The sequence below is a fragment of the Rhodococcus sp. DN22 genome (assembly GCF_036669995.1).
Taxonomy (GTDB): Bacteria; Actinomycetota; Actinomycetes; order Mycobacteriales; family Mycobacteriaceae; genus Rhodococcus_F; species Rhodococcus_F erythropolis.
The window spans coordinates 3,294,448-3,321,289 of record NZ_CP133326.1 but is presented as its reverse complement, the minus strand read 5'-3'; the positions used below and the strand labels follow the sequence as shown (position 1 = coordinate 3,321,289).

The 26,842-nt window shown below is 63.9% G+C and carries 19 protein-coding genes; 10 read left to right on the top strand and 9 right to left on the bottom strand.

All coding sequences use genetic code 11. The annotated features are described in order from the left end of the window. Positions 1-40 precede the first annotated feature (40 nt). Positions 41-2,176, top strand: coding sequence for an MMPL family transporter (locus tag RA302_RS15165; protein ID WP_063316378.1), 2,136 nt, complete (start codon positions 41-43; stop codon positions 2,174-2,176). 10 nt (positions 2,177-2,186) lie between these two features. After that, positions 2,187-3,428 (top strand): cysteine--1-D-myo-inosityl 2-amino-2-deoxy-alpha-D-glucopyranoside ligase, encoded by a 1,242-nt coding sequence (mshC, locus tag RA302_RS15160; protein ID WP_070161055.1) that lies wholly within the window; start codon positions 2,187-2,189, stop codon positions 3,426-3,428. Between the two features lie 57 nt (positions 3,429-3,485). Here the strand turns inward: mshC and RA302_RS15155 are convergent, their stop codons facing one another. From RA302_RS15155 to RA302_RS15130, 6 genes are all read right to left on the bottom strand, one after another. Continuing rightward, positions 3,486-7,661, bottom strand: coding sequence for a TIGR02680 family protein (locus tag RA302_RS15155; protein WP_338477225.1), 4,176 nt, complete (start codon positions 7,659-7,661; stop codon positions 3,486-3,488). Then, complete coding sequence (locus RA302_RS15150) at positions 7,658-9,100, bottom strand: TIGR02678 family protein (RefSeq protein ID WP_338477224.1); 1,443 nt, start codon at positions 9,098-9,100, stop codon at positions 7,658-7,660. The genes RA302_RS15155 and RA302_RS15150 overlap by 4 nt, the downstream gene beginning before the upstream one ends. Beyond that, entirely contained in the window at positions 9,097-10,602 is a 1,506-nt protein-coding gene (locus RA302_RS15145) for a TIGR02677 family protein (RefSeq protein WP_007733760.1), read from the bottom strand. Before RA302_RS15145 ends, RA302_RS15150 begins: the two co-directional genes overlap by 4 nt. A gap of 33 nt (positions 10,603-10,635) precedes the next feature. Then, complete coding sequence (locus tag RA302_RS15140; protein WP_007733759.1) at positions 10,636-11,721, bottom strand: hypothetical protein; 1,086 nt, start codon at positions 11,719-11,721, stop codon at positions 10,636-10,638. Positions 11,722-11,867: 146 nt separating this feature from the next. Further along, complete coding sequence (locus tag RA302_RS15135) at positions 11,868-12,983, bottom strand: MFS transporter (RefSeq protein ID WP_164490617.1); 1,116 nt, start codon at positions 12,981-12,983, stop codon at positions 11,868-11,870. A 41-nt stretch (positions 12,984-13,024) separates the two neighbouring features. Beyond that, the gene (locus RA302_RS15130; RefSeq protein ID WP_223257810.1) at positions 13,025-13,879 is read right to left on the bottom strand and encodes a PAC2 family protein; all 855 of its coding nucleotides are present in this window, start codon (positions 13,877-13,879) and stop codon (positions 13,025-13,027) included. Between the two features lie 168 nt (positions 13,880-14,047). On the opposite strand from RA302_RS15130, the gene metH reads away from it, so the two are divergent. From metH to hisG, 6 genes are all read left to right on the top strand, one after another. Beyond that, on the top strand, positions 14,048-17,617 hold the full coding sequence (gene metH, locus RA302_RS15125; RefSeq protein ID WP_214925684.1) for a methionine synthase: 3,570 nt from the start codon (positions 14,048-14,050) through the stop codon (positions 17,615-17,617). Continuing rightward, positions 17,610-18,308 carry an HAD family phosphatase gene (locus RA302_RS15120; protein WP_007729900.1) on the top strand — a complete coding sequence of 233 codons (699 nt, stop codon included), beginning with the start codon at positions 17,610-17,612 and terminating at the stop codon, positions 18,306-18,308. Before metH ends, RA302_RS15120 begins: the two co-directional genes overlap by 8 nt. A gap of 12 nt (positions 18,309-18,320) precedes the next feature. Continuing rightward, positions 18,321-19,181 (top strand): rhodanese-related sulfurtransferase, encoded by an 861-nt coding sequence (locus tag RA302_RS15115; RefSeq protein ID WP_338477218.1) that lies wholly within the window; start codon positions 18,321-18,323, stop codon positions 19,179-19,181. Between the two features lie 3 nt (positions 19,182-19,184). After that, positions 19,185-20,099, top strand: coding sequence for a pseudouridine synthase (locus tag RA302_RS15110; RefSeq protein ID WP_007729895.1), 915 nt, complete (start codon positions 19,185-19,187; stop codon positions 20,097-20,099). Positions 20,100-20,140: 41 nt separating this feature from the next. Further along, complete coding sequence (locus tag RA302_RS15105) at positions 20,141-20,422, top strand: phosphoribosyl-ATP diphosphatase (protein WP_174519490.1); 282 nt, start codon at positions 20,141-20,143, stop codon at positions 20,420-20,422. Positions 20,423-20,519: 97 nt separating this feature from the next. Next, positions 20,520-21,371: an ATP phosphoribosyltransferase gene (gene hisG, locus RA302_RS15100; RefSeq protein WP_003944905.1), complete on the top strand. Its 852-nt coding sequence runs from the start codon at positions 20,520-20,522 to the stop codon at positions 21,369-21,371. A 46-nt stretch (positions 21,372-21,417) separates the two neighbouring features. Here the strand turns inward: hisG and RA302_RS15095 are convergent, their stop codons facing one another. Beyond that, positions 21,418-22,227: a thioesterase family protein gene (locus RA302_RS15095; RefSeq protein WP_065352494.1), complete on the bottom strand. Its 810-nt coding sequence runs from the start codon at positions 22,225-22,227 to the stop codon at positions 21,418-21,420. Between the two features lies 1 nt (position 22,228). After that, on the bottom strand, positions 22,229-23,290 hold the full coding sequence (locus RA302_RS15090; protein ID WP_003944992.1) for a RecB family exonuclease: 1,062 nt from the start codon (positions 23,288-23,290) through the stop codon (positions 22,229-22,231). On the opposite strand from RA302_RS15090, the gene RA302_RS15085 reads away from it, so the two are divergent. Further along, positions 23,258-24,181, top strand: a complete 924-nt coding sequence (locus tag RA302_RS15085) for a tRNA (adenine-N1)-methyltransferase (protein ID WP_007729892.1) — start codon at positions 23,258-23,260, stop codon at positions 24,179-24,181. The two genes, RA302_RS15090 and RA302_RS15085, sit on opposite strands and share 33 nt — an antisense overlap. 64 nt (positions 24,182-24,245) lie before the next feature. On the opposite strand, the gene RA302_RS15080 is transcribed toward RA302_RS15085, so the two are convergent. Next, positions 24,246-24,770 (bottom strand): hypothetical protein, encoded by a 525-nt coding sequence (locus RA302_RS15080; protein ID WP_003944789.1) that lies wholly within the window; start codon positions 24,768-24,770, stop codon positions 24,246-24,248. A gap of 195 nt (positions 24,771-24,965) precedes the next feature. Between RA302_RS15080 and arc the strand changes: the two genes are divergently transcribed. Continuing rightward, entirely contained in the window at positions 24,966-26,741 is a 1,776-nt protein-coding gene (gene arc / locus RA302_RS15075) for a proteasome ATPase (RefSeq protein ID WP_003944870.1), read from the top strand. Positions 26,742-26,842 lie beyond the last annotated feature (101 nt).

Genomic DNA, 26,842 nt, shown 5'->3' with positions numbered 1-26,842 from the left:
ATAGTCGGCAAGTCCTCTGCTGCCGATCCCTGGAGACCCAGTGAGCACACCAGTACAAAATCGTCCTGTTCGTCGCCTTCGATGGATTGTGCCAGCTCTCCTCGTGATCGGCTGGCTGGCAATCGGAGGATTCGGCGGTCCGTTCGCCGGAAAGCTCAGCACGGTGCAGCAGAACGACAACACGTCGTTCCTGCCTGCGTCGGCCGAAGCGACCGAGGTGGCAAAGCTTCAAGAGAGCTTCACGGACACGCGCTTCGTGCCGGCCATCATCGTGGCGGAACGACCGGGTGGCCTCGAGCCCGCCGACTCCACCTTCCTGTCCCAGACCGTCGATTCGTTTGTCGGTACCGAAGGATTCGGTGACGCGTCATCGCCGCCGATCCCGTCGGCCGACGGCCAGGCACTCCAGATGTTCCTGCCGGTCGACAGCACCCTCGAAGTCAAGGACAGCGTGAAAGCGCTGCGCGCGGCGCTGGAGTCGAGCCCTGACGGACTGACAGTCAAGGTGACCGGCCCCGCTGGGCAGGTTGCGGATCTGTCGGCAGCATTCGCCGGTATCGACGGATTGCTGTTGTTGGTAGCCGGATCCGTCGTGATCGTGATCCTGATCATCGTCTACCGGAGCCCGATCCTGCCGTTCGTGGTGATCTTCTCGGCGATTTTCGCACTCGGATTGTCGAGCTTGCTCGTGTATCTGCTCGCGGACGCGGACGTCATCGCACTGAACGGTCAGAGCCAGGGCATCCTGTTCATCCTCGTGTTCGGTGCCGCCACCGACTACGCGCTACTTCTGGTCTCTCGCTATCGGGAAGAGTTGCGGATCGAGAAGGACAAGTACGCAGCAATGCGCACTGCGTGGCGCGCGACGCTCGAACCTGTCGCAGCGTCTGCGGGAACGGTCATCGCGGGCGTTCTGTGCCTGTTGCTCTCCGACCTGAACTCGAACCGCGGACTCGGTCCGGTGGCCGCCATCGGTATCGCCGCGTCCTTCCTCGCATCGATGACCTTCCTACCTGCTGTTCTGGTTCTGTTCGGGAGGACGGCGTACTGGCCGACCAAGCCGAAGTTCGATGCCGACCGCGAGCACCACGACGAGGCGAACGATCACCGGTTCTGGGCCGGGCTCGCTGCTCGAATCGGTAGGCATCCGCGCCGCTTCTGGGTGGCGTCGACGCTGGTGCTGGTGATCTTCGCGATGATGATGCCGCAGTTCAAAGCCAGCGGTGTCTCGTCGTCCGACATCTTCTTGCTCGATGTCGATTCGGTTGCAGGCCAGGAGATTCTCGGCGAGCACTTCGACGCGGGTTCGGGTTCACCGGCCGTGGTCATCGCGAATGCAGACCAAGTGGATGCCGTTGCGGCGGCCAGTCGCGTGGAGGGTGTCAGCGACGTGAGCGTCGTGCAGAACGGGGGAGCGCCTCTGGTTGTCGACGGGCGAGTCTCCCTGCAGGCGACGTTGACTGACGCTGCCGACTCGCTCGAGGCCGAAGACACCATCGTGCGACTGCGTGATGCAGTTCACTCAGTGGAGGGCGCCGACGCATTGGTCGGTGGTGTCACTGCGACCGACCTCGACACGAAGACCACCTCGACACGGGACCGGACACTCATCATTCCCGTGGTGATCATCGTGGTGTTCGTGATTCTCTCGCTCTTGCTGCGTTCGCTTCTCGCACCGCTGCTTCTCATGGGCACCGTGGTGCTCTCGTTTGCTGCGACACTGGGCATTTCGTCGCTGGTGTTCGACCACGTCTTCGGTTTCCCCGGTGCGGATCCGGTGGTCCCGCTCTTTGCGTTCGTGTTCCTCGTGGCTCTGGGAATCGACTACAACATCTTCCTCATGACGAGGGTGCGTGAGGAAGCGCTGAAGATCGGCACCAGGGCGGGTGCTCTGCGGGGACTCACGGTGACCGGCGGGGTGATCACATCTGCCGGAGTTGTTCTGGCAGCAACCTTCTCGGCGTTGGCGGTGATCCCGCTGTTGTTCCTCGCCCAGATCGCGTTCATCGTGGCGTTCGGTGTCCTGCTCGACGCTCTGATCGTCCGATCCTTGCTGGTCCCGGCCTTGACCTACGACATCGGTCAGAAGATCTGGTGGCCGAGCAAGCTCGCGTCGACGCCCGAACCGGAGCAGGATCAGCCAGCACCTTCCCAGCCTCAGAGCAGTCTCCACTAGGCTCGGCAGCATGCAGTCTTGGTCCGATACCGCACTCCCGTCCGTTCCCGGTCAGGGGCCGCCGTTGCGGCTGTACGACACAGCCGACCGTCAGGTTCGCCCCGTCACCCCGGGCGAGAAGGCGACGATGTACGTCTGCGGCATCACCCCGTACGACGCCACCCACCTCGGCCACGCGGCCACGTACCTCACGTTCGACCTCGTGAACCGAATCTGGCGCGACGCCAGACACGATGTCCACTACGTCCAGAACGTGACCGACGTGGACGACCCGCTGTTCGAGCGAGCCAATCGCGACGGCGAGGACTGGATCGTCCTCGGCATGCGTGAGACGGCACTCTTCCGAGAGGACATGGAAGCGCTGCGTGTGCTTCCGCCGAAGGACTACATCGGCGCCGTCGAATCGGTGAACGAAGTAGTGGAGTTGGTGGAGAAGTTCGTGGCGTCCGGCGCCGCGTACATCGTCGACGACGCGGAGTTCCCCGACGTCTACTTCCGTGCCGACGCGACCGAGCAGTTCGGCTACGAGTCGGGCTACGACCGCGCGACGATGGAGAAGTTCTTTGCCGAACGCGGCGGAGATCCCGATCGCGTCGGAAAGCGCAATCCGCTCGACGCACTTGTCTGGCGTGCGGAGCGTCCGGGCGAGCCCTCGTGGCCCTCACCTTTCGGGCCGGGTCGCCCCGGCTGGCACATCGAATGCGCGGCCATTGCACTCAACCGCATCGGCTCCGGCTTCGACGTCCAGGGCGGTGGCAGCGATCTGATCTTCCCGCACCACGAGTTCTCGGCTGCGCATGCCGAATCGGCAACGGGTGATCGCCGATTCGCGCGGCACTATGTGCACACCGGCATGATCGGTCTCGACGGCGAAAAGATGTCGAAGAGTCGGGGAAACCTGGTCTTCGTCTCCAAGCTGCGCGGCGAGGGGGTGGACCCAGCAGCAATCCGTCTCGGACTGCTGTCCGGCCACTACCGCCAGGATCGCGCGTGGACCGATCAGGTCCTCGCGGATGCTCAGTCGCGCCTGAAGGTGTGGCGCGAGGCAGCAGCTCTCGGTTCTGCGCCGTCTGCCACTGACACTGTTGCGCGTTTGCGTCAGCACCTGGCCGACGATCTCGACACCCCGAAGGCGCTCGACGCGCTCGACGGTTGGGCCCGCCGCGCCATCGAGGGCGGCGGATCCGACACGCAGGCACCCAGCGAGTTCGCCGATGCCGTCGACGCCCTACTGGGTATTTCGCTTCGCTGAACCCCTGCTGTGCGCCTTTATTAACCGCCCGCGGTTAATAAAGGCGCACAGCAGTTTCTAGGCGTAGTCCAACGCACCTTCGGCGGGTGTCGGCACCCGGCGCCGTAGCGGCGAGCCCAATGCCCTCGCCAGATCCGTTCCGTCGTGCTCGGCAAGCAGCTCACCGTTCGACCAGACCAGCAGCGCGGCGCTGACAGCCTGTTCGGCCGTGGAGTGCGCGAGGTCGTAGTGCGCACACCCGGGGACGTCTGCGTATGTGATCCACAGGTCGTAGCCGGTCATGAAGAGGTCCAGGTCGAACTGAACGCTCAAGCCGAGAAGCTCGCTGCGACCGTTGTCGTCGACACCGGCGAAAGCCTCGTCGAGTGCCAGCAGACGCGGGGCGTGCGGGTCGGCCGAGTCCAACATGACGTGCGCCGCCGCGAAGAGCGGAAGGTGCAGCGAGACGGACTGCTCGCCACCGGACAGCGCGCTGTGCCGCGCGACGGTAAGACGGTCTTCCTTGCCCTCACCGCTGATGAGGGTGAACGAGAACACGCGCCATTGACGGTAGTCGAGCGCCGAGGACAGAATCTCCGGGTACGAGCGTTCGGGGTGCGCCGCGCGGGCGGTACGGATCTGCGTCGCGAAATGTGCTCGCAGAGTTGCCAGTTCATCGACGCCGAGGGCCGACGCGTCTCGATCCAGCAGCTTGGAGATCGCCCGCGAGCTGTCGTCGAGGTTGTCGGCGAGCACCCAGTGAACGCCGATGGTATTACCTGAGGACATCCGACGCTCACGCATCTCGGTGCCCATCTGTGCGATCAACTCGCGTGCGTCGACCGTGCGCTCGTGGATCTGCTGAGCCAATCCCGTCAACAGGGCATCTTCGAGAATGCGACGCTCGGATTCGGTGAGCAACTGCTCCTGATCGCCGCGAGCGTCGTGGATCCGCGTTGCGAACTCGCCGATCGACGAATAGCCCTGATCGTCCTGGACTCGTACGACGGTCAGCCCATCCGGTGCATCCCACTGCAGACGGTAGTCCTGTCCGGCTGCTGCGAGTTGCGCGTCGAAGTCCTGCAGCGCCGAGGTCAGTGCCGTGCGGGTTGCCTTTCGGGCGCCGTCGGTGACTCGGACTGCCGAGGTCGCAGCCTCGAGCGCTCGGTACAACTTGTCGACGTCTTCGGGGAGGACAGGCGGGTGGGCTGCGTCCTCGCTGCGATCTTCGTTCTGGATGCGGTAGACCAACTGATCGGGGCTCATCCACGCCGCTGAACTTGCCGGCCAGCTCAGATGTTCCTTGACGCCCAACAACTGGAGAAGGTCCGGGCGCGCGTAGGGTGCGAGTCGCTCTGCATCACTGCGGGTTTCGGTCAGGGTGTGACGCAAGGTCTCCACGGCGGTGTTGTACGCACCCTCCGCCGTGCCGATCTGGAGGACGGCGGCGTCGTACGCCTTTCGCGCCGCACGCTGTTCGACCTTGCATTCTTCGATCTTCGCGCGGGCTTTTGCCAGGTCCAGGTCGATCTGCTCGGCGCTGGCACCGAGGGTGTCGCGCAGCGTCTCGAGACGCTGCACCTGCTGGAGCAGACTCTCCTCGGCGATGGCGGCTTCCTCGGCGAATTCCTCCGCATTGGCGCGTGATTCGTCGAGACGGTCGCGAGACTCGCGTTCGAGTTCGACTTCCTTGGCATGCTCCCGTCGGCAGCGCAGCGCCAGTTCGCCCTGCTTCTCGAAATGGCGGATCGCCGCCGCGAGGGAGTCGAGTTCACGGCCGATATGCGGCGTCCGGTGCTGCGACGCCGTCGCTCGGAGTTGCTTTTCCTTCGCCGCGAGATCAGCGATCGCCGCATCGAGTTCGCGTTGTGCCGTTTCCGTGGCCTCCGAGCGAGTACGGAGTGCGCCGGCGGATTCGGTGACCGTCTTGAGTGCGCGCAGGATCGAACCTGTCTTCGGCAATTCCTTTGCCGCAGAGTTGATCCGGCTCAGTTGCTCGTTGGTCTGCGCTACCAGTGCCTTGGCCGTATCGACTGCCGCGGCAAGTTCTTCCAGAGCCGCGTCGATCTCGGTGATCCGAGCTTCGCGTCGACGCGCCCGTGCTGTGGTGCCGATGTACTCGGCATCGGCCTTGACGTGCCGGCCACGCGCGACGCCCTGCCAGAAGCGGCCGTCGACGCCGATCGCGACGCTTGCATCGGAGTCTCCCGGTGCCTCGACGAGACTGATCGACGCGAGAATGTCCTGTACCCGAGCGTCGGGTACGTCGGCATTGCCTTCGACCTCGAGGACGTCGGCCAGCGTTCGTCCCTTCGGACGCTGCTTGACGGGCAGAGCCGTCAGGAACTGCTCGCTCACGTGCTCGGGAATCTTCTCGTCCGGGCAGACCCAGCCGTCGAGCAGATTTGCCGCCTGGAGTGCGGATTCGATTCCCGTGGCCACGTCTGGTTCGACGGAATCGGCGAAGCGCACCAACTGCCATAGCGGTGCACCTCCCAGTTCACTGCGGTTATCGGTGCGTGCGTGGAAGGCAGGCGGAGCGTCGTCGTGTTCCGCGGAGACGGCCTTGCGCTCGGATTTGAGAGCCGCGATGGAGGCGTGTGATGCAGATATTTCAGCTTCGGCCTCACGTCGACGCTCGCGCAGCGTCTCGGTGCCGGCCTCGGTGTGCTCGGCGAGAACTGCGGACAGCGCCGGAGCGTCTTCGTCGCCGACCTCGGCGAGCGCCGCGTCGAGAGCTTCGAACAGCGACGTGTCGGCGCCGACAGCCGAAAACAGGGAGGAGTGATCGGTCCACCACGCGCGCAGCCCGCTGGCGCACTGACTGCGTGCGAGTTCCACGGCAGCTTCGCCCTCGAGCACAGCCGCCTTGGACGCTTCGAGCAGCTCTTGTCCACGGCGAGAGCTGTTTTCGGCCCGGGTTCGTTCGGTCGCCGCCTTCTCGACGGTCGCCAGTGCGGTGCGGACGACGCGTACGTCACCGTCACGCTCCTCGGCATGGCCACGGACGGCTGCCGTGATCTGGTCACTGCGTGAGCCGTCGGGCAGGGGAGTCCAGACGATGCCGGCGTCCTCGGCTGCTGCCTGAAGTTCGTCCTCGGCGCGCGAGAGTGCTTCGGCCGCACGCTTGACCGACGATGCAGCCTTGTCGGCTTCGTCGCCGCGTTGTGCGAGTGCGGCCTGCGCTTTCCGGGACTTGTCTGCCTGCTGCTCGGTCGAGAGCTTGAGCGTCGCGACGGCCTGGGCGAGGTCGTCGAGTTGCTGTTTGCCTTCGTACGCGCTCGAGCGTTGCAGTGCTTCGACATTGGCGCGCGCGTTCTCGAGTGCCTGCTCGGCCTGGTTGAAGCGCTCCTCGGCTGCTGCCCGCGCCTCACGGCTGCGGGTCTGGGCGAGCGACGACTCGTCCATGGCGGCAACACCTCTGGTGACCGCTGCGAGGCGGGTGCTGACCTGTTCGATCTCTCCGCGAGACTGCTGACGCAGGTACTTGGTGTAGACCCCGATGAAACTCTGGGCTGCCTGATCGGCGGCCGCGAGCCCCTCGAGCGCGCGGCCGACTTCCTCCATGTCGCTGAACGAACGCGCAGCTTCGAGGACCAACTGATCGTCGAGTGGACGGAGACCGTCGGTGAGTGCCTGCGAAAGGCCCTTCGGGTCGAGGTTCTTCGCGAGCTGGGGGCGGCGAAGCGTGAGAATGAGATTGATCAGCTGGTCGTAGCGCTGCACACCGAGACCGAACATTCGCGCGTCGATGGCTGTGCGGTAGTCGAGGGGACGGTCGGTGATGGAATCGCTGCCGAGTTGTTCGGCCAACTGCTTCTTGGTGAGAGGACGATCGTCGTTGCCGATCAGCGAGAAGTCGACTCCGACGCGGCCGTCGGCGACGAAGTACCAGCGGGTGACCTTGTCGTTGGTGCGGGTTGCGCGCATGCCGATGCCCACGGTCACCGACTCGGGATCTTCGAGGGAGCCGCGGCAGAACTCCATCCACACGTAGGAGTGCGCGCTGTCCTGACCGCGGTAGAGCAGGTTGGACTTCATCGTGCGCTCTTCACCGGCGAACGGGTTGAGGCGCCGCGGTTCGATGCGGCCGTCGAAGACGAACGGGAACAGGACCTCGAGGGCCTTGGTCTTGCCGGATCCGTTGGGTCCCCGCAGAACCAGTCGACCGTCGGCGAACGAGAACTCTTGGTCTCGGTAATCCCAGAGGTTGATGATTCCAGCCCGAGTAGGTCGGAAGCGGGCGTTGCTCATACGTTCTCTACCTCTGATAGTTCGCCGTTGGGGGAAGGTTCGGGGCCGAATTCGTCGACCGGATCCGGTGCGGAGTTGTCCACCGCGAAGTCGATCTGAGGATCGCGTTCGCGCACGGAGACCACGACGTCGCGGTACCGGGCAAGGACGGGCAACACCAGTACGCCGCCGTCGACCGCATGCGTCAGGCGCAGACGTTGCAGCAACCCGAGCGCCTGCTTGCGCAGCCCGTTGTGATCGGCCTGCCACTGCGCCGCGAAAGTTCGCCCGAACTGGTCCACCAACTCGGTGACCTTGTCAGCGAGCCAGTCGTCGTCGATTTTCGGGTACGTGACGGGTTCCGGTGGCTCGGTCGGTTCGCCGGCAGGAAGCGGGAATTCTTCTTCCTCGTCGGCGAGGTCCTCGAAGATTCCAGCCTCAGGGATGGCGGCATCGAGTTGTTCGATCAGGTGATCGTCCGACACGTGCGGGATCGGAAGTTTCGGCAGTTCGGGAGCGTCGACGTCGAGTACGCGGTCGGCAATCTCGCCGGCCAGGAGAAGTGCCACCTGAGCGATCGTTCCGGTGCTCGGGAAGCGGACGTCGGAGAGTCGGCCGGTGGGATCGATCATCGCGATTCCCTCGGCGCGGCGCTCGGCCACCAACCCCGTCAGTAGTTCGACTTCCGACGCGGTCTTGGGCTGCGCCAACGCGATCAATTCGTGCTGATCGAGTTCACCGGCCAGTACGACCGGGCGCTCGACGAGTGCCCGACGCACTCGGCGTCCGATCTCTTTCGCGTCCACGGGAATTCCGTCGTCCTCGGAGGCGCTCGAGGTCTCCGCCGCCAGCAGCCCTCGGATGGAGTGCAGGTGCTGCAGGGCGCGCGGCGGACGGAACAGGGCCACGACGACGGAACGATCGATGTCGTAGAGCGCTTCTCCCGCTTCGGGATTGGACGCCCAGCCGTTTGCGTCACCGTCGGCGAGGGCGATGGCGCCCCGGACGCCGAGCCAGCCGACGGCATCGACGAAGGCGTCGCGGTTCGACGCACGATCGGTGGAGAGTTCCACGCCGTCGACCTGCGCGGCGTCGGCCGCGACGTGATCGGCCAACTCCGACAACGTGATCTGGTTTCCGGCGCGGCCCAGCGCGGCCAGGCACAACGCCAGGTAGGCGTAGCGCGTGCGATCGAAGGTTCGCTCGGAGGCAGTTCTGGCCGGTGCCGACGGGTTGAGCCGATCCGACACCGTGAACAGGCGAGCGGTGGTCTCTGTCACCTCGAGGCGGTATCCGAACAGCTCCAGTAAGTCGTCACGTAGCTCGGTGGCCCAACGGCGCAAGAGCGGCAACGCAATTCGATCCGGGTACGTCGAGGTGATCAGGTGATTGGACAGAATCACACGCGCCGCTCGTTGGTACGAATCGAGGGCTAGGGGCGTGATCTCGCGAGCTCTCATCGAACACTGACCTCGATGCCGTCGAGATGCATTCGTCCGCGAGCAGTCTTGATGGTGGTCGAACCGTCCGAGGGACTGAGCGTCAGCTTCACCCCGTTCTCACTACCGGTGGAGCTCTTGACGCGTCCCACCACCGGAACGCGCGCGGTCAGTGCTGCATTGAGCAGACTCAGCAAAACTTCGGTCTCCTGCTCGTTGAGTTCGCGCTGATAAACACCGTTCGACGCGAGGGATTGCGCCGCGGCACTGCGCGTACGTTGCGCCGCCAACTGCTCTTCGCGCAGGCGGCGGATGCTGCCGTCGTTGCGGGCGACTTTGCTCGGCAAGCCGGGTGAGGGCGGGCGGCCGGTTTCGGCGAGTGTTCGCGCGATCTCGACCGGCGGTGCCTCCCACCACGAGCGTGAGTGCGAAATGATGTCGGCGTCCGGATGCACCATCGAGAGATGGCGTGGACGACCGAGGTCGAACACTGCCTGGAACAGAGCATGAGCTGCGTCTTCGGACGGCGTGGCGGCGAACCAACCGGCGAGGTGCCGGAGCTGGCTCTCACGGCTGACGCCGCCGCGACGGGTTTCCGTGACGCGGCGAAGGAGCGCCAGAACCGCGGCGATCGCGCTCATCGTGCCCTCACGTAGACGCTCGGACTCGCTGATCCCCGATTCCGCGGAGACGAACCAGGCGGTCAATCCTCGCCAACGCGCAGCCCAGTCGTCTTCGCGTTCGGTGATCGGGACGAACACCCGTTCGTCACTGGCGGCGGCGAGGCGGATCATGCGATCGACCCCGGTGGATTCGACGTGCTCGATCGCTTCCTTGAGCTTGGGGGCGTAGCGCGCCAGATCGGAGCTGAACTCCCGCATGTGCGTGAGCAGAGCGTCCTTGTGCGTGAGGAAAGCCTGCGGAGTGATCTCCGTGGTCCGTACGAGGTCGCCGAGGGTGAGATAGAAGTGCGCGGCTCGATCAGCCATGTCGGAGAGTGTCGAGTCGAGGCGCTTGAGCTTGCGGAAGATCAGATCGCCGTCGGAGCTTCGGTTGGCCTCGGCGAGTTCGGACATGTCTGCGAGCAGGTCCGGCAAAGCGAGACGCGAGAGCGACGCCGAGTCCAGGCGTGCGGCGAGAACGTCTTCGACTGATCGATAGACCTGGTATCCGGCCTGACCGAACTGGTAGACGAAGTGGCGATTGCGGTACTCGGCCAGCGTGGCCGCGCGGGTGCCGTCGTAGCTGCGCTCGAGGATCTCCCACACGTGGAGCTGATCCAACAGGGGAGTGACCTCTGCTGCCGACAGATCGGCCGCCGGATCCGATCCACCGATCTTCTCGAGGATGTGCGCGACGGCTCCGGCATGCAGCAGGACGGTGTAGTTGGCGCGAGCATGGTCGAAGGCACGAAGTACCCAGAGGTACTCGGCCCGTTTTTCCGCGATCGTGAACGAAAACAGCTTCAGTCGATTGGTGTCGGCGTACGCGGCGTAATCTGGCGCACTCGTTTCTTCCACCATGACAGGGTAGGCGAGAGACGCCCCCTCTTTTTCCTACGGGCGATCCGTAGCAGGGGATGCGGCGCGTCGCCACTGCGATTCGTTCTCGATCATCCATGTGAGCAGGTGCTCGGCCGCCGCCTCGTCGGAGTCCGGGCCGACCAGCAGATCGGCGAACGCTTGGCTGGGGGCGACGATGCGGATGCCGTCGCGGGTGAGCAATCGGTCGAAGGCAGACGGTGAGAGGGGAGCGGTGATCCACACGTCACCGCCGGATTCCACCCGCCGTAGTCCGAGAGCGTCGGCGAACTGATCGACGTTGTCGGCATGGAAGTGGGCACGTCGAGTGGGCGCGTACCGAGCAAAGGGTGCGGCGGCCACCGAGGCGGTACCGGCGTAGATGTGACCGCTGAGCTGACGCAGTTGATCGAAGAGTGCTTCCAACCCGTCCGGCGCGTGAAAGCCGTGAGGCGTCGGCGCTTTGGCCCCGGCCTCAGCCGCCCATTCACGAAGCATCTTCGGCCAGCGGACGTCACCGATCCCACCGCGGGGGAGCCTGGTCACCAGTTCACGATCCGACAGTGTCTGAACCACCCGATAGGTTGCTCCCGTCGACGCACCGGCCAGGCGCACCAAGGCAGTGATCGCCAGTGGCGCCGCGAAATCGGCAAGCGCTCGCACAACGCGAGCTGACGGATCGCCTGTCAACTGTCCGGAAGGACGTCCGGGCCCCCGCCACGGATCGGCGTCGGCTCCGCGTCCACGCACCCAGACGGCGGGTCGATCAGCGGTCAACGACACGTTGCCCGTGGCGTCTGCGTACGAGATCGCGTGGGAATCGAGCTGCCGGCGAACCGGCTCGGACAGATATTTTGCGCACACGAAGCCCGATTGACCGGTGGGGAAGCGATCGGCGATACCGGGAACGTCGCTGCTCAGGACACCGTGAGCGGCGTACACGCCGAATTTGGCCACCGAGCCGTCAGGGGAGCGGAGGTCGAGTCGGAGTGGCGCCTCGGACAGGTCGGGGGAGCGCTGCGTCGACAAAGACCAGGTAGGAGGCAAATTTTCTTCGATGACGGCAACCGATCGCCGAAAAATGTCGATCGGCCGTTCCGGTTCCGACTCAGATTCGCTCATGTTCCAATGGTATCAATATCTGTCGACGACGGAAACACAAGATTTGCCGAATAATGTTCGCCCTGACAGCCTCGCGACAACGGTGGTCGCTTTCGCCGAGAAACTCACTACCTACACAACTTCAAATTCGAAATTGCCGAGATCGATCAGCGTTGCTTCGGCATGATCAGGGGAGCGACGACGGCGAGCAGTAGTGCGGGGATCAGGAAGCTCGCGGCAGGCGAAGAGTCGTAAATCGGTGTCAGGGCCAGGGGAGCAAGAGCGGCGCCGCCGAAGCGCATCGCTTGGACGACGGACACGGCGCCGCCACGGTTCGGCCCCGCGGATCCGAGGACCGCCGCGTTGACGCCGACCAGCACGAACTGGCTCGCGACGCCTGCGACAAACCATGCGATCGCGATCACCGGCACCAAGCCGGCAAGGCCGACGACGGAGACCAGAACTGCTCCGCCCAGGGCGCCGATCATCACGGAGGAGCGTGCGCCGATGCGATCGATGAGGATTCCGATGCGCCGGGCCGAGAGGATGCCGGCCACGCCGAAGACGGTGAGCAGTAGGCCGCGGACGGTGGGGGACAGCCCGAACTCGTCTTCGAAGCGGAAGGCGAGCAGGAAGCTCAGTCCACCGAGGGCGCCCCAGCCGAGCAATGCAGCGATACCTATGCGGAGCACTTCGGGGCGTAATGCATCGCGGAGACGGGCGGGAGTGGTCGCTGCCGGTGCTTCGGACTTCGGAAGTCCAACGGCTCCCAGAATGCCCGCGACCACTGCGATGACGAGAAAGGCCAGACGCCAGTCGAATTCGGCCGCCAGTCCGCCGATCAACGGAGCCGACGACTGCCCTGCGGCCTGGAAAGCGCCGAAGGCTCCGAGGGCTCGACCCAGCCGTGCCTGCGGTGTTGCGGCCGCCAACGAGGCAAGCAGTAGCGGCGTGGTGAATGCGTTCGCGGAGCCCTGCAGTACCCGGGCGGCAAGGAAGATCTCGAGTGTCGGGGCGAGGAAGCATGCCAACGACGCGAGGACGTAGACGCCGTATGCGATGCGCACCGTCCGAACCTTGCCCCACCGCGTCCCGAGCGTCCCGGACACCAACATCAGAGCGGCGAAGGGGAGCAGGTACGCGGTGAGGGAAGAGGCGGCCGCCGACGGACCGACCCCTAGATCGTCACCGATCTCGGGAAGGATCGAAGCAACCACGCCGCCGCCGAACGGGCCGAGGAACCCGCCGGCGTACAGCGCGATCAGTTGAAGCCGGAGGCGCAGTGGGCGCTGCGTACTTCCACCTTCTTCTGGAGTGTTCTTGCTCACAGTCCGAAGCTGCCGGGGCCTCGCCGTCTGAGGTAGCGCTCGAATTCCGCGGCGATGGCATCGCCGTCGATCTTGGAGATTGCTTCGCTGATGTCGGTTTCGGCGTCTCCCCGTTCTTCCAGGGTGCGCACGTATTCGCCGATTTCCTCGTCGTCCGCGGTCATTTCGTTGACCGCTTCCTCCCAATCCTCCGACTGAGCCGGGAGCTCCCCGAGTGGGACCTCGATGTCGAGAACATCCTCGACTCGTTGAAGGAGGGCCACTGTGGCCTTCGGGTTGGGTGGCTGCGAGACGTAGTGCGGAACCGCCGCCCAGAACGAAATAGCGGGTACACCAGCACGAACGCACTCGTCCTGAAGAACCCCGGTGATGCCCGTCGGGCCTTCGTACCGCGTCTGTTCCAGGTTGAATCGGGCGGCGGATTCACTGCTGTAGGCCGTGCCCGTCACCGGGACCGGTCGGGTGTGCGGAGTATCGGCGAGCAGGGCGCCGAGGATGACGACCGTCTTGACGTTCAGTTGGTCGATCAGCTCGAGCAGATCCTCGCAGAAACTGCGCCACCGCATGTTGGGCTCGATCCCGCGAAGCAGGACGATGTCGCTCTCGCTGCCAGGAGGCGAACAGACCGACAAACGTGTTGCCGGCCAAACGATTTCGCGAGTGACACCGTCGACCTGCCGGACTGTGGGGCGGTTGACCTGATAGTCGTAGTAGTCCTCTGAATCGAGTTCGGCGAGCGGCTGGGCATCCCAGATCAGCTCGAGATGTTCGACCGCACCGCTGGCTGCGTCACCGGCGTCGTTCCAGCCCTCGAAAGCTGCAACGAGGATGGGATCACGTAGGACAGGGATGTCGCCCTCGAGGCGGTCGCTGCTGTCGACGGCAAAGCCGTCAGGGCTCTCGAAGGCCGCGGAATCATCGAAATCGACCGGGCCGTCGGGAGTGACGGGGAACTCACTTGGACTCACCCACCCAGCCTACGGCCAGAGCTTGTCGGTGCGCCCACTACTCTGGACGGCATGTCTGCCCCATTTAACTCTGCCCTGCTTGATGCGCTGAAACAGCGCGTTGTCATCGGCGACGGAGCGATGGGCACCATGTTGCAGGCCGCGGACCTCACCCTGGACGACTTCCTCGGCCTCGAGGGGTGCAATGAGATCCTCAACGACACCCGTCCCGACGTGCTCAAAGACATCCACCGTGCGTACTTCGCCGCTGGTGCCGATGCCGTCGAGACCAACACCTTCGGTTGCAACCTGCCCAACCTCGCCGACTACGACATCTCTCACCGGATCCGCGAACTCGCGGAAAAAGGCACTGCTCTCGCCCGTGAAGTAGCGGACGAGATGGGACCAGGCCGCGACGGCATGGCCCGATTCGTACTCGGCTCGATGGGACCGGGAACCAAGCTCCCCAGCCTGGGACACGCACCGTACGCAGTCCTGCGTGACGCGTACACCGAAGCTGCGCTCGGCATGATCGACGGTGGCGCCGACGCCATCCTCGTCGAAACCTGCCAGGACCTGCTTCAGGTGAAAGCTGCAATCCTCGGCAGCCAGCGTGCGATGGAGCAACTCGGACTGCGGTTGCCGATCATCACGCACGTGACGGTCGAGACAACCGGAACGATGCTCCTGGGCAGTGAGATCGGTGCGGCGCTGACGGCACTCGAGCCACTCGGTATCGACATGATCGGTCTGAACTGTGCCACCGGGCCGGCCGAGATGAGTGAACATCTCCGTCATCTGTCCAAGTACTCCACGCTGCCGGTGTCGGTCATGCCCAATGCCGGCCTGCCGCAGCTCGGCCCCAAGGGTGCCGAGTATCCGCTGACTGCCGACGAATTGGCCGAAGCCCTCAGTGGTTTCGTCTCCGAGTTCGGACTCGGCCTCGTCGGTGGCTGCTGCGGTACGACGCCCGAGCACATCAGCGCGGTCGCCGACGCGGTTCGTCAGGTCGAGAAGGCCCAGCGCACGCCGATCCACGAGCCGAGCACCTCTTCGCTGTACTCGGCGGTGCCGTTCGAGCAGGACGCCAGCATCCTGATGATCGGCGAACGCACGAACTCCAACGGCTCCAAGGCTTTCCGCGAGGCGATGCTCTCCGCGGACTACCAGAAGTGCCTGGACATCGCCAAGGACCAGACCCGCGACGGCGCACACATGCTCGACCTCAACGTCGACTACGTGGGCCGCGACGGTGCCGCCGACATGTCGGAACTTGCCAGCCGCCTGGCGACGTCCTCGACGCTGCCGATCATGCTCGACTCCACCGAGCCTGCCGTGCTGCAAGCCGGCCTCGAGCACCTCGGTGGCCGCTGCGCCGTCAACTCCGTCAACTACGAAGACGGCGCCGGCCCCGAATCGCGTTTCCACAAGATCATGACTCTGGTCAAGGAGCACGGCGCGGCGGTCGTCGCCCTGACCATCGACGAAGAGGGCCAGGCTCGCACCGCCGAGACGAAGGTCGCCATCGCCAAGCGTCTGATCGAGGACATCAAGGGAAACTGGGGACTCGCCGAGTCCGACATCATCGTCGACGCCTTGACCTTCCCCATCTCCACCGGTCAGGAAGAGGTGCGACGCGACGGCATCGAGACCATCGAAGCCATCCGTCAGCTCAAGGCTGCGTACCCGGAACTCCACTTCACCCTGGGTATCTCGAACATCTCGTTCGGTTTGAACCCGGCCGCACGGCAGGTTCTCAACTCGGTGTTCCTGCACGAGTGCACCGAGGCAGGTCTGGACACGGCGATCGTTCATGCTTCCAAGATTCTGCCGATGGCCCGAATTCCTGACGAGCAGCGTGAAACCGCACTCGACCTCGTCTACGACCGTCGTAGCGAGGGGTACGACCCGCTGCAGAAGCTGATGGCTCTGTTCGAGGGTGTCTCGGCTGCGTCGGCGCGCGAGTCCCGTGCGCAGGAACTGGCGGGACTTCCGTTGTTCGACCGGCTCGAACGCCGCATCGTCGACGGCGAGCGCAACGGCCTCGACGACGACCTCACCGAGGCGATGACGATCAAGCCTCCGCTGGCCATCATCAACGAGACCTTGCTCTCGGGCATGAAGACCGTCGGCGAGCTGTTCGGCTCCGGACAGATGCAGTTGCCGTTCGTGTTGCAGTCGGCCGAGGTCATGAAGGCTGCCGTGGCATTCCTCGAACCGCACATGGAAGCGAGCGACGAGGACGGCAAGGGTCGCATCGTGATCGCGACCGTCAAGGGCGACGTTCACGACATCGGCAAGAACCTGGTCGACATCATCTTGAGCAACAACGGCTACGAGGTCGTCAACATCGGTATCAAGCAGCCGATCGCGACCATCCTCGACGTCGCGTTGGACAAGAAAGCCGACGTGATCGGCATGTCCGGACTGCTCGTGAAGTCCACTGTCGTGATGAAGGAAAACCTCCAGGAACTCAACGCACGCGGAGTCGCCGAGAAGTTCCCGGTTCTGCTCGGTGGTGCGGCGCTCACGCGCTCCTACGTCGAGAACGACCTGCAGGAGGTGTACGAGGGCGACGTCAGCTATGCCCGCGACGCCTTCGAGGGTCTGAACTTGATGGACCAGATCATGACGACCAAGCGTGGTGGCGGCCCGGCGCCGGACAGCCCGGAGGCCATCGCTGCTCGCGAGAAGGCTGCCGAGCGTAAGGCACGTCACGAGCGTTCCAAGCGCATCGCCGAAAAGCGTAAGGCTGCAGCGGTTCCCGTGGTCCTGCCGGAGCGTTCCGATGTCGCAGCCGACATCGCGGTGCCGACACCTCCCTTCTGGGGCTCGCGCATCGTCAAGGGAATCTCGCTGTCCGAGTACTCGGGGCTGCTCGACGAGCGCGCTCTTTTCCTCGGCCAGTGGGGCCTTCGCGGTCAGCGCAAGGGCGACGGTCCGACGTACGAGGAATTGGTCGAGTCGGAAGGCCGTCCGCGACTTCGGTACTGGCTCGATCGGTTGACGTCCGAGGGCATCCTCGCGCATGCCGCGGTCGTGTACGGGTACTTCCCGGCGATCTCGGAGGGCGACGACGTCATCGTGCTCACCGAGCCGAAACCGGATGCACCCGAAAGGTTCCGGTTCACCTACCCGCGCCAGCACCGCGACCGCTTCCTGTGCATCGCGGACTTCGTTCGCTCGCGCAAGGACGCCGAGGCCACCGGGCAGGTCGACGTACTCCCGTTCCAGTTGGTGACGATGGGTCAGCCGATCGCGGACTTCGCCAACGAGTTGTTCGCATCGAACTCGTACCGCGATTACCTCGAGGTTCACGGAATCGGTGTCCAACTCACGGAATCTCTGGCCGAGTACTGGCATCGACGCGTCCGTGAAGAGCTAGTGCTTCCCGAGGGTCACACCGTCGCGGAGCAGGATCCCACCGAGGTTGCCGGTTACTTCGATCTCGAGTACCGCGGCGCTCGTTATTCGTTCGGATACGGCGCGTGCCCGGATCTCGAGGATCGAGCCAAGTTGGTTGCGTTGCTCGAACCCGAACGAATCGGCGTCGAATTGTCCGAGGAGCTGCAGCTGCATCCCGAGCAGTCCACGGACGCTTTTGTCCTGCACCACCCGGAAGCAAAGTATTTCAATGTCTGAGTTGTTGACCGAAGTATCCGAATCAACGCTCGGTGGTGTCCTGTGGGACATGGACGGCACCCTGCTCGATTCGGAGAAGCTGTGGGACATCGCGCTTCGTGAGCTGTCCCTACGCCTGGGCGGACCGATGACGGAAGCGACACGCGTTGCCGTCATCGGTGCGTCGAGCCCCTTCGCCCTTGCGACGGTGTTCGACGCTCTCGGCCTGGAGAAGCATCCCGATGCCATCGCCGAGGCGAAGGACTGGATGTACACCCGCGTCGGCGATCTTTTCGAGGACGGCGTGACCTGGCGGCCGGGTGCTCGCGACGCACTGTCGACCGTGCGTGACGGTGGTCTGCGTTCTGCACTGGTCACCAACACCGAGCGAGTTCTGGTCGATCGGGCACTCGGCATGCTCGGCCGTGAGTTCTTCGACCATTCGGTGTGTGGCGACGAGGTCCCCAACGGGAAACCGGCAGCGGATCCGTACCTGCGCGGCGCGCATCTGCTCGGACTCGAGCCGGCGCAGTGCCTCGCGATCGAGGACTCGCCGACCGGCACGGCGTCGGCCAGCGCTGCGGGTTGCGCGGTGCTCGTCGTTCCGTGTGAGGTCGACGTCCCCGCCGGCCCTGGACGCGTGTTTCGAGAGTCCCTGTTGGACTTGTCCATTCACGATCTTCACGACGTTCACTCGAGCGCGGCACGTTAGGCTGGATTTGCTGTGGCTATTCCGAAAATTGTTCTCTTCTACCAGTTCACGCCGTTGGCGGACCCGGAAGCGATCAAGCTGTGGCAGCACAGCCTGGCCGAGTCCAACAACCTGACGGGCCGGATCATCGTCTCGCCGCACGGGATCAACGCGACGGTCGGCGGAGACATCGAGGATGTCAAGCGATATGTCCGTGGTACGCGTGGTTACGAACCCTTCCGTACCGCTGACATCAAGTGGTCGGACGGCCTCGGGAACGATTTCCCTCGTCTGAGTGTCAAGGCACGCTCGGAGATCGTGACGTTCGGTGCCCCAGACGAGCTGAAAGTCGACGAGAACGGTGTGGTCGGCGGAGGAGTTCACCTGGTGCCCAAGGAACTACACGAACTCGTCGAAACTCGCGGTGACGACGTCGTGTTCTTCGACGGGCGCAATGCCTTCGAAGCCGAGATCGGCCGTTTCCGAGATGCGATAGTTCCGGACGTCGCCACCACTCGGGATTTCGTCAACGAACTCGACAGTGGCAAATACGACCATCTCAAGGGCAAAGCCGTGGTCACGTACTGCACCGGCGGAGTGCGCTGTGAGGTGTTGTCTTCGCTGATGCGCTCACGTGGCTTCGACGAGGTCTATCAGTTGGACGGCGGAATCGTCCGTTACGGCGAGACTTTCGGCGACCGCGGCCTCTGGGACGGTTCCCTGTACGTGTTCGACAAGCGGATGAACATCGAGTTCTCATCCGAAGCCAAGACACTCGGCGTGTGTGTCGATTGTGGTACTCCGACCCCGCGGTACCGCAACCGGATCGACGGCGACGGCCGAACCCTCGAATTGCTCTGCGAGAGTTGTTCACCAGACCTCGAGCAGGACTGAGCTGTGCCCAAGGCTCCGTTGCCGATCCGAAATGGTCTCGGACCTGACCGGCTGCGGATGCCGGCGGAGTCGTCGGCGCGGACCGTCCTCGAGCACCTGGTCGGCGAGCATCCCGGGGAGCGGGACCTGTGGGCGGACCTCGTCAGCGCCGGGGACGTCGTCGACGAGCACGGGCGGAAGATCACGAGCCGAACGCCCTATCAGCCGACCCGGTTCGTGTACTTCTACCGCGAGCCGGCCCCCGAGATTCCGGTTCCGCACGAGATCGAGATCTTGTACCGCGACGACTCGATTCTCGTGATCGACAAACCGCACTTCCTGGCGACCATTCCACGGGGAGCGCACATTGTCGAAAGCGCAGTCGTGCGCCTGCGTCGTGACCTGGACCTTCCGGATCTTGCGCCAGTTCACCGCCTCGACCGGATGACGGCGGGTGTCATCGTGTTCACCGTGACACCGGACCTACGACGGCCGTACCAGGAACTTTTTGCCGAGCAGCGGATCGTCAAGGAGTACGAGGCGATTGCGGGCTTCGATCCGGAACTGACTTTCCCTCGCACGGTGCGCAGCCGCATCAACAAAGTTCACGGCGAGATGACGGCTACCGAAATCGCGGGCGAGCCGAACAGTGAGACCTCGATCGAACTGATCGAGGTGATCACCGACTCGGCGGGCCGGACGCTCGGGCGATACAGGTTGCTCCCACGGACCGGCCGGACCCATCAGCTTCGGCTGCACCTCAACTCGCTGGGCGTCCCGATCGTCGGTGACAATTACTATCCGGAGTATCTGCCCGCAGTGCCCGGTGACTTCTCGACTCCGTTGCGATTGTTGGCGCGAGCGTTGGAGTACCCGGATCCGATCACCGGGCAGACCCGCAGGTTCGTGAGTTCGCGCAGCCTCGACGCAGGCCTGTGAACACCGCTGTTCGTGGGCGTGTGAAAACCGCTTCCGTCCTCGTGAAAGAATGGCTACCCGTGAAGACCTTCGAATCCTTGTTCGCCGAATTGACCGAGCGCGCTGCTACTCGCCCCGAGGGGTCCGGCACTGTCGCCGCCCTCGACGCCGGTGTGCATGCTCAGGGCAAAAAGGTCATCGAGGAAGCCGGTGAAGTGTGGATCGCTGCGGAATACCAGAGCGATGAGCAGCTCGCCGAGGAAATTTCCCAGCTGCTGTACTGGACGCAGGTGTTGATGGTCGGTCGCGGACTGACCCTCGAGGACGTGTACCGACATCTGTGATCGGAGCTGACCAGCGAGGTGTACTCCCTCTCGCTCGTCCAGGGCTTCCGATTCATGTCGTCTCACGTCACCCACACCTTCCGAAAGGACATCCACCATGCTGCGCGTAGCAGTTCCCAACAAAGGCTCACTGTCCGAGTCCGCCGCCGAGATTCTCAGCGAGGCCGGCTACCGTCGACGCACCGATTCCCGTGACCTGACGGTCCTGGATCCGGCCAATCAGGTCGAGTTCTTCTTCTTGCGCCCCAAGGACATTGCGATCTACGTCGGCTCCGGTGAGCTGGATCTCGGCATCACCGGTCGTGATCTCGCCGGCGACTCGGGTGCTCCCGTATCCGAGCGTCTGTCACTGGGCTTCGGCCGTTCGTCGTTCCGTTACGCAGCACCGGCCGGCAAGGACTGGGCCGTCGAGGATCTGTCCGGCCTGCGCATTGCAACGTCGTACCCGAACCTGGTCCGTAAGGACCTCACAGATCGCGGACTCGACGCCACCGTCATCCGTCTCGACGGAGCAGTGGAAATCTCGATTCAGCTCGGCGTCGCCGACGCGATCGCCGACGTGGTCGGATCGGGCCGTACTCTCCGCCAACACAACCTCGTGGCTTTCGGTGAATCGCTCTGCGATTCCGAAGGTGTCCTGATCGAGCGCACCGGCGCTCCGCAGGACGATCCCGCCCGCAACCAGCTCATCGAACGCGTTCGCGGAATTGTCTTCGCGCAGCAGAATCTGATGATCGACTACGACTGCCCGCGCACCATCCTCGACGACGCCATCAAGATGACTCCGGGTATGGAGTCGCCAACGCTCTCACCGTTGGCCGATCCCGACTGGGTCGCGGTTCGCGCGATGGTCCCGATCAAGGGACACAACCAGGTGATGGATGCCTTGGCCGAACTCGGTGCCAAGGCCATCCTCGCGTCGAACATCCGCTCGGTACGCGCTTTCTGATCACTGCCTGAATAGATTTACGCGCATTCGCGCCCGTTCCTGGAAATCAGGAACGGGCGCGAATCTGCAAAGTCTGGGCGATACGGCCCACGGCACCCTGCTCGTCGTAGAGCACGCCCGCACACATGCCGACGCCGTCCGGACCCGTTGTGGTTTCGGCGGCGACACCGACCCACTCTCCCTCGGGCACACGGAAGATATGCACCGTGAGATCTGTGTTGAGAAACGTCCAGTGCTCCGGGTCGAGCTTGGCGCCGACCCCGTTTGAGATGTCGGCCACCGCGAACAAACGCTCGAGAGCAGACATCTTCTCACCCTCGACCAGCTCTGGCTTGGGGCGCGCCCATACCTTGCCGGTTCCCACGCATCCGATTGGAGCAATCCAGGACCAGTCGAGGGTCTTGAGATAGCCGACGCTCCACAGACCCTCGAGAACGCCCGGGGTGCCGCTGTCGCGGGGTTCGAGCGGGGGATCGACTACGTGGACGACGTCGCCGGTATCCACCGTCTCCATCCGCCACGCCGTACCGCGCGCAACCGCGCGTGCAGTTCCATCGGCGGTGGTTGCCCACAGTTCGGCGACGATCAATTCGATTCGGCGACCGGGTCGTTCGATCCAGGACCGGACTTCGAGGTCGGCAATCGGAATCGGTCCGAGAATCTCGACGACGACGCGCGTCAGACGGGTTTCGTCGCGCGCACCGCACCGCTCGAGGGCTCGTACCAACAGCGCCGACGGGGGAGCGCCGTGCTGCAGTGTCGGGCCCCAGATGCTGACAGTTGCCTGCGTGCTCGCGAACCGCTCGTGCCCTTCCTCCGTCGTTCCGAGGTAGCGGTAGTACGAACTGTCCGTCATGTTATGAATTCTCCTTTGCAGCAACAGGTTCGGTGCTCAGCAGGTCCGGCCAACCTGGATACGGCGGAGGTGTTCCGCCGAACGAGGGGCACAGTGACTTGTGATCGCACCAGTCGCACAGTTTGCCAGGCTTGGGTCTGAAGTCTCCGGTCGCACCTGCTGCGAGGATCGCTTTCCAGATGGCGGAGAGGGTTCGCTCGAATCGGATGAGCTCGTCGTGATCCGGGGCGTACGTGAGAATCGAGCCGGAGGCCAGATAGATCAGGCGCAGTTGTGCGGGAACGATTCCGCGAGTGCGCAGCAGTACGAGCGCGTAGAACTTCATCTGGAAGAGCGCCTTGGATTCGGTGAACTCGCGAGGCGCTTTTCCGGTCTTGTAGTCGACCACCCGCACCTCACCCGTCGGTGCAACGTCTATCCGGTCGACGAAGCCGCGAAGTCGAACGCCGTTCTCCAATTCGGTCTCGACGTAGACCTCGCACGCCTCGGCATCGAATCGAGTGGGATCTTCGAGCGTGTAGTACGTCGCGACGAGCTTGCCGACTTCGTCGAGGAACGAATCCAGCTCGCCCTCCGGAACAAGGTCAGCGGCCTCGGGAGACTCGGCACTGACACGTTCCCACGCGGGACGGACGAGTTCGGCGGCGCGATCGGGAACCCGGTGACCGGTCGGGAGTGCAAACAGTGCTTCCAGTGCCGCGTGTACGACGGTGCCTCTGACCTGGGCTCTGGTTGGCGTTTCCGGAATTCTGTCGACTGCTCGGAAGCGATAGAGCAGGGGGCATTGTTTGTAGTCACCCGCCCGAGACGGAGAGAGCGCCGGCCGACTACGCGGGCGCTCGTGTGATGTTGCACCCGTTGGAGTGGGGGTTGGCAATTCGACAGAGCTCACACCTGGCAGGCTATGCGGTTGGTCCGACAACTCCGTCGGAGCCGGTGGCGAGGACACCGGAAACAAGCGAACAGGGATCATCTGCGCATGGCGAACGAGCTGCAACCAGAAGAAGGCACGACCGAAGTGGATGAGGTTGTGCAGTCCGCTGTCGCCGAGATTCCCGAACAAGAGCTTCCAGAAGCTGATCTCACTGCGCCGGGCAAGCGGCCGTCAGGTCCGTTCCGCGTCGGCGACCGAGTACAGCTGACCGACGGCAAGGGACGCCACTACACGATCGTTCTCGAGGCGAACCGCGAATACCACACCCACAAGGGCGGAATCGTTCACAACGATCTGATCGGTGCCGACGAGGGCAGCGTCGTCAAGTCGGTCAACGGCACGCCCTATCTCGCACTGCGCCCCCTGCTGGTGGACTACGTGCTGTCCATGCCGCGCGGTGCCCAGGTCATCTACCCGAAGGACGCAGCTCAGATCGTCCACGAAGGCGACGTGTTCCCCGGAGCACGCGTGCTCGAGGCCGGAGCCGGCTCCGGCGCACTGACATGTTCGCTGCTGCGTGCCGTCGGACCCGAGGGCAAGGTCATCTCCTACGAGGTCCGCGACGATCATGCCGAACATGCGGTTCGCAACGTCGAGACCTTCTTCGGGGAACGTCCGCCGAACTGGGAACTGACCATCGCCGATCTCGCCGAGTTCGATCCGGAAGCGCACGGAGGCAAGGTCGATCGCGTCGTCCTCGACATGCTGGCCCCGTGGGACGTCCTGCCCGCCGTCTCGAAGGCACTCGTGCCGGGCGGCGTGTTGATCGTCTACGTCGCGACCGTTACTCAGCTCTCGAAGGTCGTCGAGGCGATGCGGGAGCAAGAATGCTGGACCGAGCCCCGCTCGTGGGAATCGATCGTGCGCGGTTGGCACGTCGTCGGTTTGGCGGTGCGGCCCGAACATCGGATGCAAGGCCACACCGCGTTCCTCGTGAGTGCTCGTCGTCTCGCCGAAGGAACCGTCACCCCGAAGCCGCAGCGGCGTGCGGGCAAGGGCTCGAACACCGCGGCCAAGTAGTCACACGAAAACAACAAGAGCGGCGATCCGGTATCCGGATCGCCGCTCTTGTCGTAGCTGGAAGTTATGCGGTGCAGGAAGCGCGGCCCATTTCCAGGAGCACGCATGCCGAGGTGTCGGACAGCTTCCAGGAGCCGTCTTCGAGCTCCCAGGTCCACGGGGTGGCCGGGGCGGCGCCGTGCGGGCTGACGACGGCGACGTCTGCGGTTGCGGTCTGACCGTCGACCTTGACGTTGTCCACGTTGAACGTGATCGCGTAGGCAGGGTTACCGCCCAGCGCAGCACTCATCGTCTCGATGTTGGCCTGACGCTTGGTTCCGTCGACCACCAGAGCGGTCTTCTCCTCGATCGGCTTGGCCGGATCGATCAGAGCGACGAGCGAAGCGTTGAGCTCCTCGGCCGTCGGAGCCGCTGCGGCAGCGGCAGCTGACGTCGTGGCGGAAGCCGAGGCCTTGGCCGTGGTGCTCGAGGCGGCGGCGGAAGTCGAACTTGCAGCCGTCGAATCCTTGTTGTCGTCCGAGCTGCATGCACCCATGGTCAGGACGGCAGCGACAGCACAAGCGCTGATGAGAGTCTTGCGGATGATCACAGCGTTACCTTTCGTTGTAAAGAGAGACAGGCGCTGTCTCCATCTTGTAGGCAAGGCTAACATGATCAAATTCTGGCTCGAGACCAGTCGGCACGGTCCGCGCGCAGGTGTGAATTCGCACTCGCGCACCGTGTCTGGCGACAGTTGGGGCCTTATGCCGGTAGCGTTGATGGATCGCACTGGGAGGAGACGCACATGAGCTCGACAGAGAACCCGGATTCGGTTGCGGCAGCAGAAGAACTCCACGCGCTACGAGTGGAAGCACAAGTACTGCGCCGACAACTTGCACAATCGCCGGAGCAGGTGCGTGAGCTGGAGTCGAAGGTGGACTCGTTGTCCATCCGAAACAGCAAGTTGATGGACACCCTCAAAGAGGCCCGTCAGCAGCTCATCGCGCTTCGTGAAGAAGTCGACAGACTCGGTCAACCGCCGAGCGGTTACGGAGTCCTTCTCTCGGTACACGAGGACAAGACCGTCGACGTGTTCACGTCGGGTCGCAAGATGCGGTTGACGTGCTCACCGAACATCGACACGGACACCCTCGCCCTCGGGCAGACGGTTCGCCTCAACGAGGCACTCACCATCGTCGAGGCCGGCACCTACGAGCAGGTCGGTGAGATCAGCACGCTCCGTGAGGTACTCGACGACGGCTTGCGCGCACTGGTGGTCGGCCATGCCGACGAAGAGCGCATCGTCTGGCTCGCAGCACCGTTGGCGGCCGTCTTCGCCGACCCCGAAGCCGACATCATCGCGTACGACGCCGATTCTCCGACCAGGAAACTGCGTCCGGGTGACTCGTTGCTCGTCGACACCAAGGCCGGGTACGCCTTCGAGCGCATCCCGAAGGCCGAGGTCGAAGATCTGGTTCTCGAGGAAGTTCCGGACGTTCACTACGACGACATCGGTGGTCTCGGGCGTCAGATCGAGCAGATCCGTGATGCCGTCGAACTCCCGTTCCTCCACAAGGATCTGTTCCACGAGTACTCGCTGAGGCCGCCGAAGGGTGTACTGCTCTACGGTCCGCCTGGTTGCGGCAAGACGCTCATCGCCAAGGCCGTCGCCAACTCGTTGGCCAAGAAGATCGCCGAAGCTCGCGGTCAGGACAGCAAGGACGCCAAGTCCTACTTCCTGAACATCAAGGGCCCGGAACTTCTGAACAAGTTCGTCGGCGAAACCGAGCGTCACATCCGGATGATCTTCCAGCGTGCTCGTGAGAAGGCGTCCGAGGGCACGCCGGTGATCGTCTTCTTCGACGAGATGGACTCGATCTTCCGTACCCGTGGTTCGGGAGTCTCCTCCGACGTCGAGACAACGGTTGTTCCGCAGCTGCTCAGCGAGATCGACGGCGTGGAAGGGCTCGAGAACGTCATCGTCATCGGCGCCTCCAACCGTGAGGACATGATCGACCCGGCCATCCTGCGTCCCGGCCGACTGGACGTGAAGATCAAGATCGAGCGCCCCGACGCGGAATCGGCTCAGGACATCTTCTCGAAGTACCTGGTGGACGGTCTGCCGATCAATGCAGACGACCTCGCCGAGTTCGGTGGAGATCGCACTGCCTGCTTGAAGGCGATGATCGTTCGCGTCGTCGATCGCATGTACGCGGAGAGCGAAGAGAATCGTTTCCTCGAGGTCACGTACGCCAACGGCGACAAGGAAGTTCTGTTCTTCAAGGACTTCAACTCGGGGGCGATGATCCAGAACATCGTCGACCGCGCCAAGAAGTACGCGATCAAGTCTGTGCTCGACACCGGTGCTCCGGGCTTGCGTGTGCAGCACCTCTTCGATTCCATCGTCGACGAGTTCGCCGAGAACGAGGATCTGCCCAACACCACCAATCCTGATGACTGGGCACGTATTTCGGGCAAGAAGGGTGAGCGGATCGTCTACATCCGCACTCTCGTCACGGGCAAGAACGCCAGTGCAAGCCGCGCGATCGACACGGAGTCGAACACGGGCCAGTACCTGTAACGAAACGAACATCGATCGGGCCGGCCGCTCCGCGAGAGTTGTCGGCCCGATCTCTGCGTCGCTGCCGTTGACTTCGTTGCGATTGGACCGGTCGGTCGCGC